Consider the following 15,381-nt stretch of genomic DNA (forward strand, 5'->3'; position numbering starts at 1 on the left):
ATTACTCCGGCAGGCGGCCTGCCAGGGCCACCCAGCCTTCATGTTCGGCCCAGACGGACAGGGCGATCCAGGGCGCGTAGGCGTTGATGACTTCTTGCGCCTGGCGATCCAGCACGCCCGAGAGCACCAGCGCACCGCCGGCGCGCACGCGGCCGGCCAGCATGGGGGCCATCAGTTGCAGGGGGCCGGCCAGGATGTTGGCCACCACCACGTCGAAGCGCTCACCTTCCGGGTGGGCTGCAGCGAAGGGTTCCGGCAGGTAGTAAGTCGCGCTGCAGTGGTTGCGTTCGGTATTGTGCTGGGCTGACTCCAGCGCCTGCGGATCGATGTCCACCCCGATCACCTGCGGCACGCCGATCTTGGCGGCCACCAGGGCCAGGATGCCCGAGCCGCAGCCGTAGTCCAGCAGGGTTTGGGCCTGGGTGGCATTGGCTTCCAGCCACTCCATGCACAGCCGGGTGGTCGGATGGCTGCCGGTGCCGAAGGCCAGGCCCGGGTCCAGTTCCAGCACCAGGGCGTCCGGATCGGCCGGTGCCTCGTGCCAGCTGGGCACGACCCAGATACGCTGGCCAATGTGGATAGGCTCGAACTGGGATTGCGTCAGGCGCACCCAGTCCTGCTCTTCCACATTGCGCGTGGCAAAGGGCAGGGCATAGTCCAGGCCGATGGCCTTGGCGGCATCCATGACGATGGTCGCGTGGTCGGCATCCTTGCCGGCCAGCGCCACCACACGGCTGCGGTCCCAGGCAGCTTCTTCCGGCTCCATGCCGGGTTCGCCGAAGAGCGGACGCTCGGCGTCCGTCCCTTCATCGGCATCTTCCACCGACACCGAGAGGGCGCCAGAGTCCATCAGGGCGTCGGACAATGCCTCCGCCTGTTCGCGCGCCACTTCGATGACGATTTCTACCCAAGCCATGCTTGCCTGCCTTTGCTGTTGTTGCTGCTTTTGATGCTATTGCTGCTGAACTGCGAGTTACTTCTTGATGGACTTGTCCGCTTCCGGCGCCGTCGGGCGTTCCGACAACTTATGTTCCAGATAATGGATATTGGTTCCGCCTTCGAAGAAACGCGCATCCACCATCAGTTCGCGGTGCAGCGGGATATTGGTCGAAATGCCTTCCACCACCATCTCCGACAGCGCGATCTGCATGCGGCGGATGGCCTGTTCGCGGGTCGCACCGTAGGCAATCACCTTGCCGACCATGGAGTCATAGTTGGGCGGTACGAAATAACCCGAGTAGGCATGCGAATCAACGCGGATGCCAGGACCACCCGGCACGTGCCACGCCGTGATGCGGCCCGGCGAGGGGATGAACTTGAACGGATCCTCGGCGTTGATGCGGCACTCGATGGCGTGACCCTTCAGTTCGATGTCGCGCTGGCGGTAACGCAGCTTTTCGCCGGCGGCGATGCGGATCTGTTCCTGCACGATGTCCACACCGGTAATCATTTCGGTCACCGGGTGTTCCACCTGCACGCGGGTGTTCATCTCGATGAAGTAGAACTCTTCATTTTCGTACAGGAACTCGAAGGTACCGGCGCCACGATAGTTCATCTTGCGGCAGGCTTCGGCGCAGCGTTCGCCGATCTTCTCGATGATCTTGCGCGGGATGCCCGGTGCTGGCGCTTCCTCGATCACCTTCTGGTGGCGGCGCTGCATGGAGCAGTCGCGCTCGCCCAGCCAGATGGCTTGCTTGTGCTCGTCGGCCAGGATCTGGATTTCCACGTGGCGCGGATTTTCCAGATACTTCTCCATATAGACTTCCGGATTGCCGAAGGCGGCACCGGCTTCGGTCTTGGTCATGGTCACGGCATTGATCAGCGCGGCTTCGGTATGCACCACGCGCATGCCACGGCCACCACCGCCGCCGGCCGCCTTGATGATGACCGGATAGCCGATCTTGCGGGCGATCTGGACGATTTCCTTGGGGTTGTCCGGCAACGCGCCTTCCGAACCCGGCACGCAGGGCACGCCGGCACGGATCATGGCCTGCTTGGCCGAGACCTTGTCACCCATCATGCGGATGTTTTCCGCGCGCGGGCCGATGAAGACGAAGCCGGACTGTTCCACGCGCTCGGCGAAATCGGCGTTTTCCGAGAGGAAGCCGTAGCCGGGGTGGATCGCCTGGGCGTCCGTCACTTCAGCGGCGCTGATGATGGCCGGCATGTTCAGGTAGGACAGGGCCGACGGGGCCGGGCCAATGCAGACCGACTCATCGGCCAGCTTCACGTACTTGGCCTCGCGGTCGGCCTCGGAGTGCACGACCACGGTCTTGATACCCAGTTCGCGGCAGGCGCGCTGGATACGCAGGGCAATTTCGCCACGGTTGGCGATGAGGATTTTTTCAAACATAACAGGAATGAGGCGTCGCCAGGTTCAAGCGTTATAGGTTCCGGAGCCGGGCCGCGGCAGCCGGCATGTGCCGCGCGGCGGCCGTTGCTGCCAGGCCAGGGACTGCTGCGGCGGGAATCAGCCCAGCACGAACAGCGGTTGACCGAACTCGACGGCCTGGCCGTTTTCCACCAGGATCTGCTTGACCACGCCACCCTTGTCGGCGTCGATTTCGTTGAGCAGCTTCATGGCTTCGATGATGCACAGGGTATCGCCTTCCTTGACTTCCTTGCCCACTTCGACGAAGGCCGGTGCGCCCGGTGCCGAGGAACGGTAGAAGGTACCGACCATGGGCGACTTGACGATATAGCCTTCCGGCACGGCCGGCACGGCCGGCGCCGCCGGTGCGGCAGCGGGAGCAGCAGCAGCCGGGGCGGCCGCGGCCACGGGGGCAGCGGCGGGAGCGTAGGCTTGCTGTTGCGGCACCATCACGACCTGGTTCTGGGCATTCGGGGACGACTTGACGATGCGGACCTTGCTTTCGCCTTCGGTGACTTCCAGCTCTTCGATGGCCGATTCAGCAACCAGGTCGATCAGCGTCTTGAGTTTTCGTAAATCCATTTGAATCCCTCGGAATGTAGATGAGTAGTGTTAAACGAAACGCCGGCGCTCTGTGGCGCCCGGCGGGTTCAGTCTGGGTCTTGCAGTACGTGAAGCGATCCGTTCGAAGCGGCGGTCCGCCCTCAGGATTGACGCAGCCAGAAATCAACGGCCATTCGATAGCCATCGACCCCGAAGCCGCACAGGACTGCCCGGGCAATGCCGGACAGATAGGAAAAATGCCGGAACTCCTCGCGCTGGTGCACATTGGAGATATGCAATTCCACGAAGGGAATCGCCACCCCGGCCAGCGCATCGCGCAGGGCCACGCTGGTATGGGTCAATCCACCCGGGTTGATGATGATGCCATCGACCCCCTCCAGGCGCGCCTGGTGGATGCGGTCGATCAGCGCACCTTCGTGGTTGCTCTGGAAGGTGGCCAGGGTCGCGCCGGCGGCGCGGGCCTGTTCTTGTGCACGCTGTTCGATATCGGCCAGCGTGGTGGATCCGTAGACTTCCGGCTCCCGGGTTCCGAGCAGATTGAGGTTCGGGCCATTGAGCAGGAGAAGCTGTTTTGCCATGGAGATTAAGCTCCGTTTGACGACGATGCGCGCATTTTGCCGTCAAATGCCATCATTTGGCAAGAAAAACTTTCTTTTCACGGATTTGCGTTTGCGGGCCGCCGAGGTGGCCCTGCAAGTGACTCTGCGATTCAGAGCTGTGACAGGTCGGCGCGCAGTTCATCGAACTTGATGCGGCCCAGGTAGACCTTCTTGACGTTGCCGTCCTTGCCCACCAGAGCGGTGAACGGAAGACCGCCCGCCTGATTGCCGAATTGCCGCAGCAAATCGGTGGCGCCGGTTCCGGCAACGAAGAGAGGATAGCGGATTTGGTACTTTTGCGCAAACTTGGCGATATTTTCCTGACTATCGACGCCAATTCCGAGGATTTGCACCGGCGCGATCTCCTGCTGCAGGGCCGTCAGCTCGGGCATTTCTTCCACGCAAGGGCCGCACCAGGTGGCCCAGAAGTTCACGACCAGGGCTTTGCCCTTGTATTGCGCCAGCGACTGCGTCTGGCCGCTGGCATCCGGCATCGATTGCGACAGCAGCTTGTTGAGCGCCTGGGTCTCGGGGGAGGCGGGCGGGTTGGCGCGATGGCTGGCATAGACGCCAACACCCACGCAAACGACCGCAACCACGGCCAACAGGATCACATTTTTCAGCTTCGTCATGAATCAGTCCTCGGAGGGGGCATCGATGAGCGCTGCCAGCGCGGCCGCATCGCCGCGCTCGGGGCGCTTGCCGGGGGCGGCGCGCAGGCTGCCGCGCAGGTCGTCTTCGTCATACAGGGCCAGATGGGCCAGTTCGGGGTCGGCACCGCGCTGGGGCAGCAGGAAGCTCAGGGTTTCCACCGCCTGGCCGGTGCGGAAGTGGCTGGTCTCGCCGACCTCGAAGTTCACATTCTTGTTCAGAAGGAAAATCTCGACATCCTTGGCGCTGGGGGAGAACAGCTGCAGGTGAATGTCCGAATGTTCACCTGCCGTGCCATTCCACACCGCGCCAGTAATATAAGGATTGAACTGCTGCAGGTCCTGCATCAGCTGCAAGGCCACCTGGCGCAGGTGCAACAGGCGCGCCGGCTGGGTATCGGCAAAGAAGAGTTGGTTGTAGATGCGGACTTCTTCTTCGATCTGCTCGTTATCCGGCATGATCTCGCCGCGCACCTTCTGGTTGCCCAGGATCTGTTTGGCCGCCTTGCGCTTGGCGCTGCCGTAGTCGGCGCCATCTTCGGCGATCATGCGCGCGGCGGCGGCGGCGATTTCTGCACGCAGCTGCTCGGTGGGGGAGGTGAATTCAAATTCAGACATGGGCGACATCATACTCGTTAGCAGGTGCAGCCGCCGGCTCAGGTAAAATCGCGGGATTACACCCCAAGATTCGCTATGCATATACACATCCTCGGCATCTGCGGCACCTTCATGGGCGGCCTGGCCGTGCTGGCCAAAGAGGCTGGCCATACCGTGACCGGCTGCGACGCCAACGTCTATCCCCCCATGAGCACCCAGCTGGAAGCCCAGGGCATCACCCTGACCCAGGGTTTCGAGCCGTCCCAGGTGGAGATCAAGCCGGACCTGTTCGTCATCGGCAACGTGGTCTCGCGCGGCAACCCGTTGATGGAAGAGATCCTCAACCGTGGCCTGCCCTATGTCTCCGGCCCGCAATGGATGGGCGAGAACATCCTGCAGGACAAGTGGGTCCTGTCGGTGGCCGGCACGCATGGCAAGACCACCACCTCAGCCATGCTGGCCTGGGTGCTGGAACACGCGGGCTACCAGCCGGGCTTCCTGATCGGCGGGGTGCCGATGAACTTCGGCATCTCGGCACGCCTGGGCAGTGACGGCCAGGGGGGACCGTCGCCCTTCTTCGTCATCGAGGCCGACGAGTACGACACCGCCTTCTTCGACAAGCGCAGCAAGTTCGTGCACTACCGCAGCCGTACCGCCGTGCTGAACAATCTTGAGTACGATCACGCCGATATCTTCCCCGATCTGGGGGCCATCGAGACGCAATTCCACCATCTGGTGCGCACCGTGCCCGGCATCGGCCGGGTCATCGTCAATGGCCGTGAAGCCGCATTGCAACGCGTGCTGGCGCGCGGCTGCTGGAGCGAGCGTGAAGATTTTGGCGTGGCCGTCGGCCAGCCCGGCTGGTCGCTGCAGACCCACGAGGATGGCCGTTTCGAGGTCTTCTTCGCAGGCCAGTCGCAAGGTACGGTGGACTGGTCGCTGACCGGTGAACATAACCGCATGAACGCCCTGGCCGCCATCGCCGCTGCCCGTCACGTGGGCGTGCCGGCGGCTCAGGCCATCAAGGCATTGGGGGCGTTCCAGAGCGTGAAGCGGCGCATGGAGCTGCGCGGCAGCGCCAATGGCGTGGCCGTCTATGACGATTTCGCCCATCACCCGACCGCCATTGCCACCACCGTGGCCGGCCTGCGCAAGAAGGTCGGAGCGGCACGCATCCTGGCCGTGCTGGAGCCGCGTTCCAACACCATGAAGCTGGGCACGATGAAAGAAGCCCTGCCGGGCAGCCTCACCGAAGCGGATCTGGTCTTCGGTTTTGGCGCCCAGTCCGGGCGTGATGCACTGGGCTGGGACCTGGCCGAGGCGCTGGCCCCGCTGGGCGAGAAGGCCGCTGCCTTCCACGACCTCGATGCGCTGGTGCAAGCCGTCAAGGCCGCCGCGCAGCCCGGCGACCATGTGCTGGTGATGAGCAATGGCGGCTTCGGCGGCGTACACCAGAAGCTGCTGGACGCGCTGGCATGATCCTGTACCTGCACGGCTTTCGTTCCTCGCCGCAGTCCTTCAAGGCGCGCGTGATGGGACAGCGCATGGCCGCGCTCGGCCTGCAGGACCAGTACGTCTGCCCGCAACTGCCGGCCTCGCCGGCCGGGGCCATCGCCCTGGCCGGTGCGCTGGTGGCAGGGGTGGACCCGGCGCAGCTGACCGTGATCGGCTCGTCGCTGGGCGGCTACTACGCCACCTGGCTGGCCGAACACACCGGCTGCCGGGCGGTGCTGGTCAACCCGGCGGTCAAGCCGCCGCGTGACCTGGAATCCTATGTCGGCGTGACCACGCAATACCACTCCGACGAACCCTTTGAATTCAAGCGCGAGTACATCGCCGAGCTGCTGGCCCTGTCGGTGCCGGCTATCACGCGCCCCGAGCGCTATTTCCTGCTCGCGGCTACCGGCGACGAAGTGCTGGACTGGCGCGAGATGGTGGCCCATTACCCCGGCGCGCGCCAGACCGTCATCGAAGGCAGCGACCATGGCATGGCCGAGTTTGCCGACCATCTGGACGAGGTGCTGGCCTTCTGCGGCGTGGACCTGCCCGGCAAGGCGGTGCGCTGATGCCCCATGCCGTCCGCAAGGCGCGCTGGATGGCGCATCCGCAGGCATTGGCGGCGCTGCTGGCGGCCGATGGCGACCTGGTGCGGCGCACCCGCGCCTGGCTGGCCGACCCCGGTTCCATGACCCTGAAATTGAAGAAACGGACCGAAAGCTTCAGTGTGCGCCTGCTGCGCCAGCGCCCGGGCCGCATCCTGGCCGATGAGCATGAAGCCTTGTGCATATCGCCCCGTAGCCGGGTGGTGGAGCGCGATGTCATCCTGCTGGGCGACGGGCAGCCGGTGGTGTTCGGGCATACGGTGCTGTCGACCAGCTCGGTGAAGTCCGACTGGCCCTTTTTCAGCAAGCTCGGCAGCACGCCCCTGGGGGCCAACTTGTTCTTTGATCCGCTGGTCGGGCGCAGCCCCATCCAGTATGCTCGGCTGTCCGCGGGCCACCCGCTGATGCGCCGCATCGCGCAGGCCTTGCCCGAGTCCGAATTGCCGACCAGTTTGCTGGCGCGCCGCTCCCTGTTTACCCGGCGCGGCGGCGTGCTGATGGTCACCGATGTTTTCCTGCCGGCACTGGAGGCGCTGATGCGTCCGCTGCCGGCCCACGTACCGATTGAAAAGCGATAGAAGCAGATGAATTTATTGTTCGAAGAATCCGGCGATTTCAAGGCCGGCTCCATCATGACCCAGCAGGGCGAGTCCTACCAGGTCGAGATGGCCTCCGGCAAGCGCGCCAAGGTGAAGTCGCGCGATGCGCTGCTGCAATTCGCTGCGCCCGCGCCGCAGGAACTGATGCAACAGGCCCAGGCCATCGCTGATGAAGTCGACCTGGATTTCCTGTGGGAAGTGGCTGGCGAAGAAGAATTCGGTTTCACCGACCTGGCCGCCGAGTATTTCGGTCACGCCCCGCTGCCCCCGGAAGCGGCCGGCCTGCTGCTGTGCCTGCATCGCGCACCGATCTATTTCTACAAGAAGGGCCGTGGCCGCTACAAGGCGGCACCGCAAGCCTCGCTGCAGGCGGCCCTGGCCGGTCTGGAAAAGAAGAAGCAGCAACTGGCCGCACAGGCCGTGTATGTGGAAGAACTCAAGGCCCACAAACTGCCGGAATCCTTCCGCCCCATCGCCCTCCAACTGCTCTTCAAGCCGGACAAGAACGGCATCGAATTCAAGGCCCTGGACGCCGCCGCCAAGGAAATGCAGACCACCCCGCAGCGCCTGATGCTGGCCGCCGGTGGCGTGGCCTCGCCCAAGGATCTGCATTACGCGCGTTTCCTCTACGAATTCTTCCCGCGCGGCACCGGCTTCCCGGCCATCGACATCCCGCCGGCGGCTACCGACCTGCCGCTGGCCGATGTCCAAGCTTTCTCCATCGATGACGTGACCACCACCGAGATCGATGATGCCCTGTCGGTCACCCGCCTGCCGGACGGCAAGCTGCGCGTGGGCATCCACATCGCCGCACCGGGCCTGGCCATCAAGCGCGGCGATGCGATCGATGCGATTGCGCGTGCGCGCATGTCCACCGTCTACATGCCGGGCGAAAAGATCACCATGCTGCCAGACGACCTGGTGGCCACCTATACGCTGGATGCCGGCGCTGCCCGTCCTGCGCTGTCGCTGTACGCCACGCTGGATGCGGCCAACTGGGAAGTGCTGGGCACCGAGACCCGCGCCGAGCTGGTGCCGATCGCCGCCAACCTGCGCCACAACGACCTCGACGAGCTGGTCACCGAGGAAGCGCTGGCCGAGAATCGCGGCGAGTATCCGCACAAGGAAGAGATCGCGCTCCTGTGGCAGTGGGTGCAATTGCTGGAACAGGGCCGCATGGCCAAGCGCGAGAGTTTCGGCCTGCGCCCGGAACAGAACAATCGCGTCGACTTCAACTTCTACGTCGAGAACGATGTGGTGAGCATCGTGCGCCGCCGCCGTGGCGCGCCGCTGGACAAGATCGTGGCCGAGCTGATGATCTTCGCCAACAGCACCTGGGGCAAGCTCATGGCCGATCACGGCGTGCCGGGCATCTACCGCGCACAAGGCGGCGGAGCCGGCGGCTGGGCTGCCAAGATGCAGGTGCGCATGGTCACTCACGCCGCGCCTCACCAGGGCCTCGGCGTGGATCAATATGCCTGGAGCACCTCGCCGCTGCGCCGCTATACCGACCTGGTCAACCAGTGGCAGATCCTGGCCTGCATCGAGCACGGCGTGACCGCCCCGCTGGTGGCGCCCTTCAAGCCGCGCGATGCCGATCTTTTCGCCATCGTCTCGGGCTTTGATGCGGCTTACTCCGGCTATGCCGATTTCCAGTCGACCATGGAACGCTACTGGTGCCTGCGCTGGCTGGCGCAGGAAAACGCCCGTACCGTGGAAGCGGTGGTGCTCAAGGATGAAATCCTGCGCCTGGTCGAGATCCCGCTGGTGCTGCGCATGCCGGGCCTGCCGCAGCTGGCGCGCGGCCTGCAGGTCAAGCTGGATCTGCTGCGCTGGGACGAGGTCGACCTGACCGTGGAGGCGCGCCTGCTGGAAGTGCCGGCCGCTGCGGCCCAGGCGCTGGCCAGCGACCTCGGTGAGGACGATGACGAGTTGCTCGAAGGCATGGCCTCCATGGGCAGCGAAGAACAGGGCGAGGAAGCCGCGGCCGAGCAGAATTCGGTACAGAACAATGTACAGAACGATGCACAGGATTCCGTACAGGAAAATGCACAGGAAGAGCCACATCCCGACGCCGCCGATGCCGACGAAAACCCGTCGGCCCAAGCCGCGCAATGACGCGGTGCTGGCGTAGAATTGGCGCTGTGAATATCGTCGTTGCTCCCCGTCTGCTGTGAATCTGTTTGCCCAACACCGTCTGCTGAGCGTCGCGCTCGGAATCTCGCTGCTGGTGCATGGCCTGCTGCTGGCCGTGCACTTTGCCGCGCCCGACGCCTTCCGCTTCAAGCCGTCCGATCCGGAACTGGAAGTCATCCTGGTCAACGCCAAGCATGACAAGAAGCCGGTCAACGCCCAGGCGCTGGCGCAGGCCAACCTGGATGGCGGCGGCAATGCCGACGACGGCCGCGCCCGATCGCCGCTGCCGGACATGCAGCACGTGGAGAGCGGTGACAGCGTCAAGGCCGCGCAGCGCAAGGTGGCCGAACTGGAACAGCAGCAGCGCAAGATGCTGGCGCAGTTGCAGGAGGCGCGCCAGCACGTGGCCAGCGCCGAGCAGCAGAAACCGACCGAGACGCCGCAGCCCAACGCGCGCGACCTGACCGAAACCGCCAAGGCCATGGCGCGCATGGAAGCCGAACTGGCCAAGGACATCGCGCAATACAACAAGCGCCCCAAGAAGACTCAGATCACGCCAAGCACCCGCGAAGTCGGTTATGCCCAGTACTTCAAGGCGCTGCAGGACAAGATAGAAAAGGTCGGCACCCTGAACTTCCCGACCCGCGACGGCAAGAAGCTCTACGGTGAACTGCTGGTGGTGATTCCGGTATTCCAGGACGGCAGCATCTACGAGCGCGATGGCGGCGTGGTGGTGCGCACCAGTTCCGGCAATGCCGCGCTGGACCAGGCGGCGGTGGCCATCGTGCGGCGCTCGGTGCCGTTCGGCCGTTTTCCGGAGAACATGCGCACCAGCGGCAAGGATGATGTGTGGGAAGTCATCGTGACCTTCCGTTTCACCCGTGACCAGGGCGTGCAGGCAGAACTGGGGGCCGGCTGATATCGCCAGCGGCGCAGCGGTCCGACACAAGAACAGCAAAGAGCAGTCAGAACATATAACGAGGGAGCAGGCAAACCACCATGGATGAATACGTCGTCATCGGCAATCCGATTGCCCACAGCAAGTCGCCCGAGATCCATGCGCAGTTCGCCGCCCAGACCGGCCAGTCACTGCACTACGACCGTCTGCTGGTGCCGCTGCGCGGTTTCAAGGCGGCAGTGCAGGTGTTCCAGCGGCGCGGCGGACGCGGTGCCAACGTCACCGTTCCCTTCAAGCTGGAAGCGCACGCGCTGGCCGATCAGCTGACCGAACGCGCGCGTCTGGCCGGAGCGGTCAATACGCTCAAGTTCGAAGGCGGCCGCATCCTCGGCGACAACACGGATGGTGCCGGCCTGGTGACCGACATCATGGTCAATGCCGGCCAGGCGCTGGCAGGCCGTCGCGTGCTGTTGCTGGGCGCCGGCGGTGCTTCGCGTGGCGCGCTGCTGCCGCTGCTGCAACAGCAGCCGGCCGAACTGGTGATCGTCAACCGCACGCAAGCCAAGGCCGATGAACTGGCGCGCCAGTTCCGGGAATTCGGCCCGGTACGCAGTGCGGCCTATGCCGGACTGGAGGGCGTGTTCGATGTCATCATCAACGCCACCTCGGCCAGCCTGTCGGACGATCTGCCGCCGCTGCCGGTATCGGTGTATGGCAGCGAGACCCTGGCCTACGACATGATGTATGGCCGCCAGCCCACGGTCTTCATGCAGAGCGCCCAGCAACACGGGGCCAGCGTGCGCGATGGCCTGGGCATGCTGGTCGAGCAGGCCGCCGAAGCCTTCCAGCTGTGGCGCGGCGTGCGGCCCGCCACCGCCGAGGTGTTTGCCAGCCTGCGCCAGCAGTTGTCGCAATAAGCGATAGGCAACAGGCAACAGGCAACAAGGCAGGGCAGTCCTCCACAGATGCAGAGGACTGCAGGAGTGCAGGACTGTATGAGTGCATGAGTGCATCTTTGCAGGATCGCACCATGACGGAATTTCCCCGATCGACAGAACACGGCAACAGAACAACAACCGGCTCATGAAATCGCTACGCAAGCTGCTCTTCTGGATCATCGTCCTGCCCATCACCCTGGTACTGCTGCTGCAGCTGTACTTCTTCGTCCAGATCTGGTGGTGGAAGGATCACAATCCGGAGTCCACCAGTTTCATGCGCCAGCAGTTGTCGATCCTGCGCGAGAAGGACCCGAATGCCCAGCTGCAATTCCGCTGGGTGCCTTACGCTCGCATCTCCAACAATCTCAAACGCGCCATCATCGCCTCGGAAGATTCCAACTTCTCCGAGCATGACGGCGTCGACTGGGAGGCCTTGCAGAAGGCCTACGAAAAGAACGAGAAGAAGGGCAAGGTCGTGGCCGGCGGTTCCACCATCACCCAGCAGCTGGCCAAGAACCTGTTCCTCTCGGGCGAGCGCAGCTATCTGCGCAAGGGCCAGGAATTCATCATCACCTACATGCTGGAATTCCTGCTCGACAAGCAGCGCATCTTCGAGCTCTACCTCAACGTGGTGGAGTGGGGCAACGGCGTCTTCGGTGCCGAGGCCGCAGCCCAGCATTACTACCGCACCACGGCCGCCAATCTCGGCGCCGAACAGGCAGCACGGCTGGCGGTGATGCTGCCGCGTCCGCGCTATTACGACCGCAATCGTGGCTCGGGCTACCTGGCCGCGCGCACCAGCCTGATCCTGCGCCGCATGAACGCGGCCACGCTGCCGCCGGCGCACAAGTAATCCTGCGCTGCTGCCGCAGCCAGATGACCGCCGTATGACAGCGCGCCACGCTCACCACAGCCGTTCCGCCAGCGCTGGATTGGCGCTTGCCTGGCACGGGGCTTGAACGTACACTTGCGCACGTTTCGCGCCTGTCGCCACGGGCTGCCGCATTTCACCCGGGACTCTTCCCCCCGCGTTCCACCGAGCGAGAACCCATGATCAATGTATTCGTGTTGCAAAACGGACGGCTGAGCCAGGTCAACATCGACAGCCGCACCGACCTCGAACAGGCCGCGCCGGTCTGGGTGGACCTGACCGAACCGAATGACGAAGAGCGCGCCTGGGTCAAGAGCATCTACGGCGTGACCCTGCCCGACGAGGATGAATTCAGCGACATCGAAGCCTCGGCCCGTTACTTCGAAGCCGAGAACGGCGACCTGCACTTGCGTACCGACTTCCTCTTCGAAGGCGACGACGATTCTTCCTCCACCATGACGGTGGCCTTCATCCTGGCACGCAACATCCTGTTCTCGGTGCATGCGGAAGACCTGCCGGTGTTCCGCCTGGTGCGCATGCGCGCGCGCTCGCGGCCCGGTTCCATCGGCGACTACCGCGACGTGCTGCTGGACCTCTACGAGACCGATGCCGAATATTCGGCCGATGCCCTCGAAGGCATCTACCAGAAGCTCGAAGCGGTGAGCACCAGCGTGCTCAAGAAAAGCCTCTCCGACCAGGCCGCCGCCGAAGTGCTCAACACCATCGCCCACGAAGAAGACTTGAACGGCCGCATCCGCCGCAACATGATGGATACGCGCCGCGCGGTCAGCTTCCTGATGCGCGGACGTCTGCTCAGTTCGGAGCAGTTCGAGGATGCGCGCCAGATCCTGCGCGACATCGAATCCCTGGATGGCCACACCGCCTTCCTCTTCGACAAGATCAACTTCCTGATGGATGCCACCGTCGGCTTCATCAACATCAACCAGAACAAGATCATCAAGATCTTCTCGGTGGCCTCCGTCGCTTTCCTGCCGCCGACGCTGATCGCCAGCATCTACGGCATGAACTTCAAGGTCATGCCGGAACTGGATTGGGTGGTGGGTTATCCGCTGGCCATCCTGATGATGGTCGGGTCGGCCATCGCGCCGTTCTGGTATTTCCGTCGGCGCGGCTGGCTCAACTGAGACTGTCTGCTGACGGCGACGTCCTCATTTCTCCGACAAGCATTGCCGGGCTTCTCCGATGCCGCGCACGCAGGCTGCGCGGCACACTGCGAACATCGTCCATCGCATTCGTGCATTCGTGCAGAGGAGAACACCATGTCCGTCCGTCATCACTACATCTCGCTGGCCGTGATCAGCGCCAGTTTCGCCGGTCTGCTGATCGGCTGCGCGAGTCCGCAGCAAGCCCCTTATGGCGCGGCACCGACCTCGCAGAACTATGAACGCGTGGCGTCCTATTCCGGTACCGGCGTGGTGGAAGCCATTGAAGTGACCCACAAGGAAAGCAGCGGCGTGGCCGGTGCGGTGGTGGGTGGCGTGGCCGGTGGCCTGCTGGGCAATGCCGTCGGTGGCGGCACCGGCCGCGTGCTGGCGACCGTCGCGGGTGCCGCCGGTGGTGCCTATGCCGGTAACCAGGTCGAGCGCAATAACTCTGCCGGCCGCCAGGTTTACAACATCCGCGTACGCATGAGCGATGGCTCCTTGCAGACCTTCGCGCAGGAAGACAATACCGATTTCCGCGTGGGGGATCGTGTGCGACTGGATAACGGCCGCATCAGCCGTTATTGATCGCCGTCAGCAAGAGTAATCAAGCGTCATCAAGCGCCATTACTGATATTACTGATTGTTGAATTCATTTTGATACCGACCCGTTCGGTATTGAAACAGGCGCCAAACATCATGAAGCGCTAAAGAGAAAGCCGTCCGTGCCATGCACCGGACGGCTTTCTCGTTTCAGCGATCGGACCTCAGGCCGGGTACAACGCGCCGAGCACCCGCGAGCCGCGTGCCCCGGTCACCGCCGGCAGGTTGCCCGGCAGCCGCAGATCAAAGCGCCGCGCCAGCCAGGCAAAGGCCAGCGCCTCCACATGCTGCGGAGACACGCCCAGAGCGGCCGTCGACTGCACGGTTGCGCGGCCGTCCAGTTGCTGCTGCAACAGCCGCATCAGGAAGGCATTCTCGGCGCCGCCTCCGCACACATAGACCTGCCGTGCCGCCGGTGCGTGCGCGACGATGGCGTCGGCAATGGTACTGGCCGTGAGCAGGGTCAACGTAGCCTGCACATCTTCCGGGGCGATTGCAGCGCCCGTGCGCAGCAGGGCCGCCTGCAGCCAGTCGAGATGGAACAGGTCGCGTCCCGAACTCTTGGGCGGCGGCAAGCGGAAGAAGGGCTCATCGCGCAATTGCCCCAGCAGTCCTGCATGCACTTGTCCCGATGCACCCCAGTCGCCGTTGGCATCATAGGCGCGCTGCTGGTGCAGATGAATCCAGCCATCCATGAGCGCATTGCCGGGGCCGGTATCGAAGCCGTAGGCGCCGTCTTCCCCCGCCGGCAGGATGCTGATGTTGGCAATGCCGCCGATATTGACCACCACCCGCGACTGCGCCGCATCGCCGAAGATGGCGCGATGGAAGGCCGGCACCAGCGGTGCGCCCTGGCCGCCGGCGGCGACGTCGCGGCTGCGGAAGTCGGCCACCACATCGATGTTGCACAGTTCGGCCAGCAGCGCCGGGTTGTTGCTCTGGCGGGTAAAACCGAGTTCGGGACGGTGGCGGATGGTCTGTCCATGCACGCCCACCAGGCGCACGTCGGCCGCCGTCTTGCCAGCCTGCAGCAGCAGTTGCGCCACACAGTCGGCGTAATGCACGGCCAGCGCATTGGCGGCCAGGGCTTCGCGTTCGATCTCGTTGTGTCCGGCGGCCTGCAGGGCCATCAGGTCCGCGCGCAGATGGGCGGGGAAGGGCACGTAAGCCGCCGCCAGCGTGGCGGTGATCGTCTGGCCATCGAAGGCGGCCAGGACGCCGTCGACGCCGTCAAGACTGGTGCCGGACATCAGGCCGATGGTCAAAAAGGGAGAATCGTTCATGGCAGGC

Annotated in this window: 16 protein-coding genes; 9 read left to right on the top strand and 7 right to left on the bottom strand. The window is 64.1% G+C overall.

Annotated features, from left to right (window positions below):
* Position 1: 1 nt before the first annotated feature.
* From prmA to J2X56_RS19490, 6 genes are all read right to left on the bottom strand, one after another.
* The gene (gene prmA, locus J2X56_RS19465) at positions 2-916 is read right to left on the bottom strand and encodes a 50S ribosomal protein L11 methyltransferase (RefSeq protein WP_310161834.1); all 915 of its coding nucleotides are present in this window, start codon (positions 914-916) and stop codon (positions 2-4) included.
* 57 nt (positions 917-973) lie between these two features.
* Entirely contained in the window at positions 974-2,353 is a 1,380-nt protein-coding gene (gene accC / locus J2X56_RS19470; RefSeq protein WP_252697137.1) for an acetyl-CoA carboxylase biotin carboxylase subunit, read from the bottom strand.
* A gap of 117 nt (positions 2,354-2,470) precedes the next feature.
* Positions 2,471-2,953 (bottom strand): acetyl-CoA carboxylase biotin carboxyl carrier protein, encoded by a 483-nt coding sequence (gene accB / locus J2X56_RS19475; protein ID WP_310161837.1) that lies wholly within the window; start codon positions 2,951-2,953, stop codon positions 2,471-2,473.
* A 122-nt stretch (positions 2,954-3,075) separates the two neighbouring features.
* Positions 3,076-3,513, bottom strand: a complete 438-nt coding sequence (gene aroQ, locus J2X56_RS19480) for a type II 3-dehydroquinate dehydratase (RefSeq protein WP_088756245.1) — start codon at positions 3,511-3,513, stop codon at positions 3,076-3,078.
* Between the two features lie 131 nt (positions 3,514-3,644).
* On the bottom strand, positions 3,645-4,166 hold the full coding sequence (locus J2X56_RS19485) for a TlpA disulfide reductase family protein (RefSeq protein WP_310161844.1): 522 nt from the start codon (positions 4,164-4,166) through the stop codon (positions 3,645-3,647).
* A gap of 3 nt (positions 4,167-4,169) precedes the next feature.
* Entirely contained in the window at positions 4,170-4,811 is a 642-nt protein-coding gene (locus J2X56_RS19490; protein ID WP_204726170.1) for a hypothetical protein, read from the bottom strand.
* A 66-nt stretch (positions 4,812-4,877) separates the two neighbouring features.
* Here J2X56_RS19490 and mpl point away from each other — a divergent pair, with 66 nt between their 5' ends.
* The 9 genes from mpl (at position 4,878) to J2X56_RS19535 (ending at position 14,076) form a co-directional block, all read left to right on the top strand.
* Complete coding sequence (gene mpl, locus J2X56_RS19495) at positions 4,878-6,260, top strand: UDP-N-acetylmuramate:L-alanyl-gamma-D-glutamyl-meso-diaminopimelate ligase (protein ID WP_310161847.1); 1,383 nt, start codon at positions 4,878-4,880, stop codon at positions 6,258-6,260.
* Positions 6,257-6,847 carry a YqiA/YcfP family alpha/beta fold hydrolase gene (locus tag J2X56_RS19500; protein ID WP_310161849.1) on the top strand — a complete coding sequence of 197 codons (591 nt, stop codon included), beginning with the start codon at positions 6,257-6,259 and terminating at the stop codon, positions 6,845-6,847. Before mpl ends, J2X56_RS19500 begins: the two co-directional genes overlap by 4 nt.
* Positions 6,847-7,461, top strand: coding sequence for a chorismate lyase (locus tag J2X56_RS19505; RefSeq protein ID WP_039789229.1), 615 nt, complete (start codon positions 6,847-6,849; stop codon positions 7,459-7,461). The genes J2X56_RS19500 and J2X56_RS19505 overlap by 1 nt, the downstream gene beginning before the upstream one ends.
* A 6-nt stretch (positions 7,462-7,467) precedes the next feature.
* Positions 7,468-9,600, top strand: coding sequence for an RNB domain-containing ribonuclease (locus J2X56_RS19510; RefSeq protein WP_310161855.1), 2,133 nt, complete (start codon positions 7,468-7,470; stop codon positions 9,598-9,600).
* Between the two features lie 55 nt (positions 9,601-9,655).
* Positions 9,656-10,537, top strand: coding sequence for a TonB C-terminal domain-containing protein (locus J2X56_RS19515; RefSeq protein ID WP_121042622.1), 882 nt, complete (start codon positions 9,656-9,658; stop codon positions 10,535-10,537).
* Positions 10,538-10,617: 80 nt separating this feature from the next.
* A complete protein-coding gene (gene aroE, locus J2X56_RS19520) occupies positions 10,618-11,433 on the top strand; it encodes a shikimate dehydrogenase (protein WP_310161858.1) in 816 nt (271 codons plus the stop codon).
* Between the two features lie 166 nt (positions 11,434-11,599).
* Positions 11,600-12,307 carry a monofunctional biosynthetic peptidoglycan transglycosylase gene (mtgA, locus tag J2X56_RS19525; protein ID WP_134135659.1) on the top strand — a complete coding sequence of 236 codons (708 nt, stop codon included), beginning with the start codon at positions 11,600-11,602 and terminating at the stop codon, positions 12,305-12,307.
* A gap of 197 nt (positions 12,308-12,504) precedes the next feature.
* Positions 12,505-13,470 carry a magnesium/cobalt transporter CorA gene (gene corA / locus J2X56_RS19530; RefSeq protein ID WP_039789235.1) on the top strand — a complete coding sequence of 322 codons (966 nt, stop codon included), beginning with the start codon at positions 12,505-12,507 and terminating at the stop codon, positions 13,468-13,470.
* 135 nt (positions 13,471-13,605) lie between these two features.
* Positions 13,606-14,076 (top strand): glycine zipper 2TM domain-containing protein, encoded by a 471-nt coding sequence (locus tag J2X56_RS19535; RefSeq protein ID WP_034341587.1) that lies wholly within the window; start codon positions 13,606-13,608, stop codon positions 14,074-14,076.
* A gap of 179 nt (positions 14,077-14,255) precedes the next feature.
* Here the strand turns inward: J2X56_RS19535 and J2X56_RS19540 are convergent, their stop codons facing one another.
* Entirely contained in the window at positions 14,256-15,374 is a 1,119-nt protein-coding gene (locus J2X56_RS19540) for an anhydro-N-acetylmuramic acid kinase (protein WP_310161867.1), read from the bottom strand.
* Between the last annotated feature and the right edge of the window lie 7 nt (positions 15,375-15,381).

Source organism: Herbaspirillum sp. 1173, from assembly GCF_031455335.1.
GTDB classification, from domain to species: domain Bacteria; phylum Pseudomonadota; class Gammaproteobacteria; order Burkholderiales; family Burkholderiaceae_D; genus Herbaspirillum; species Herbaspirillum huttiense.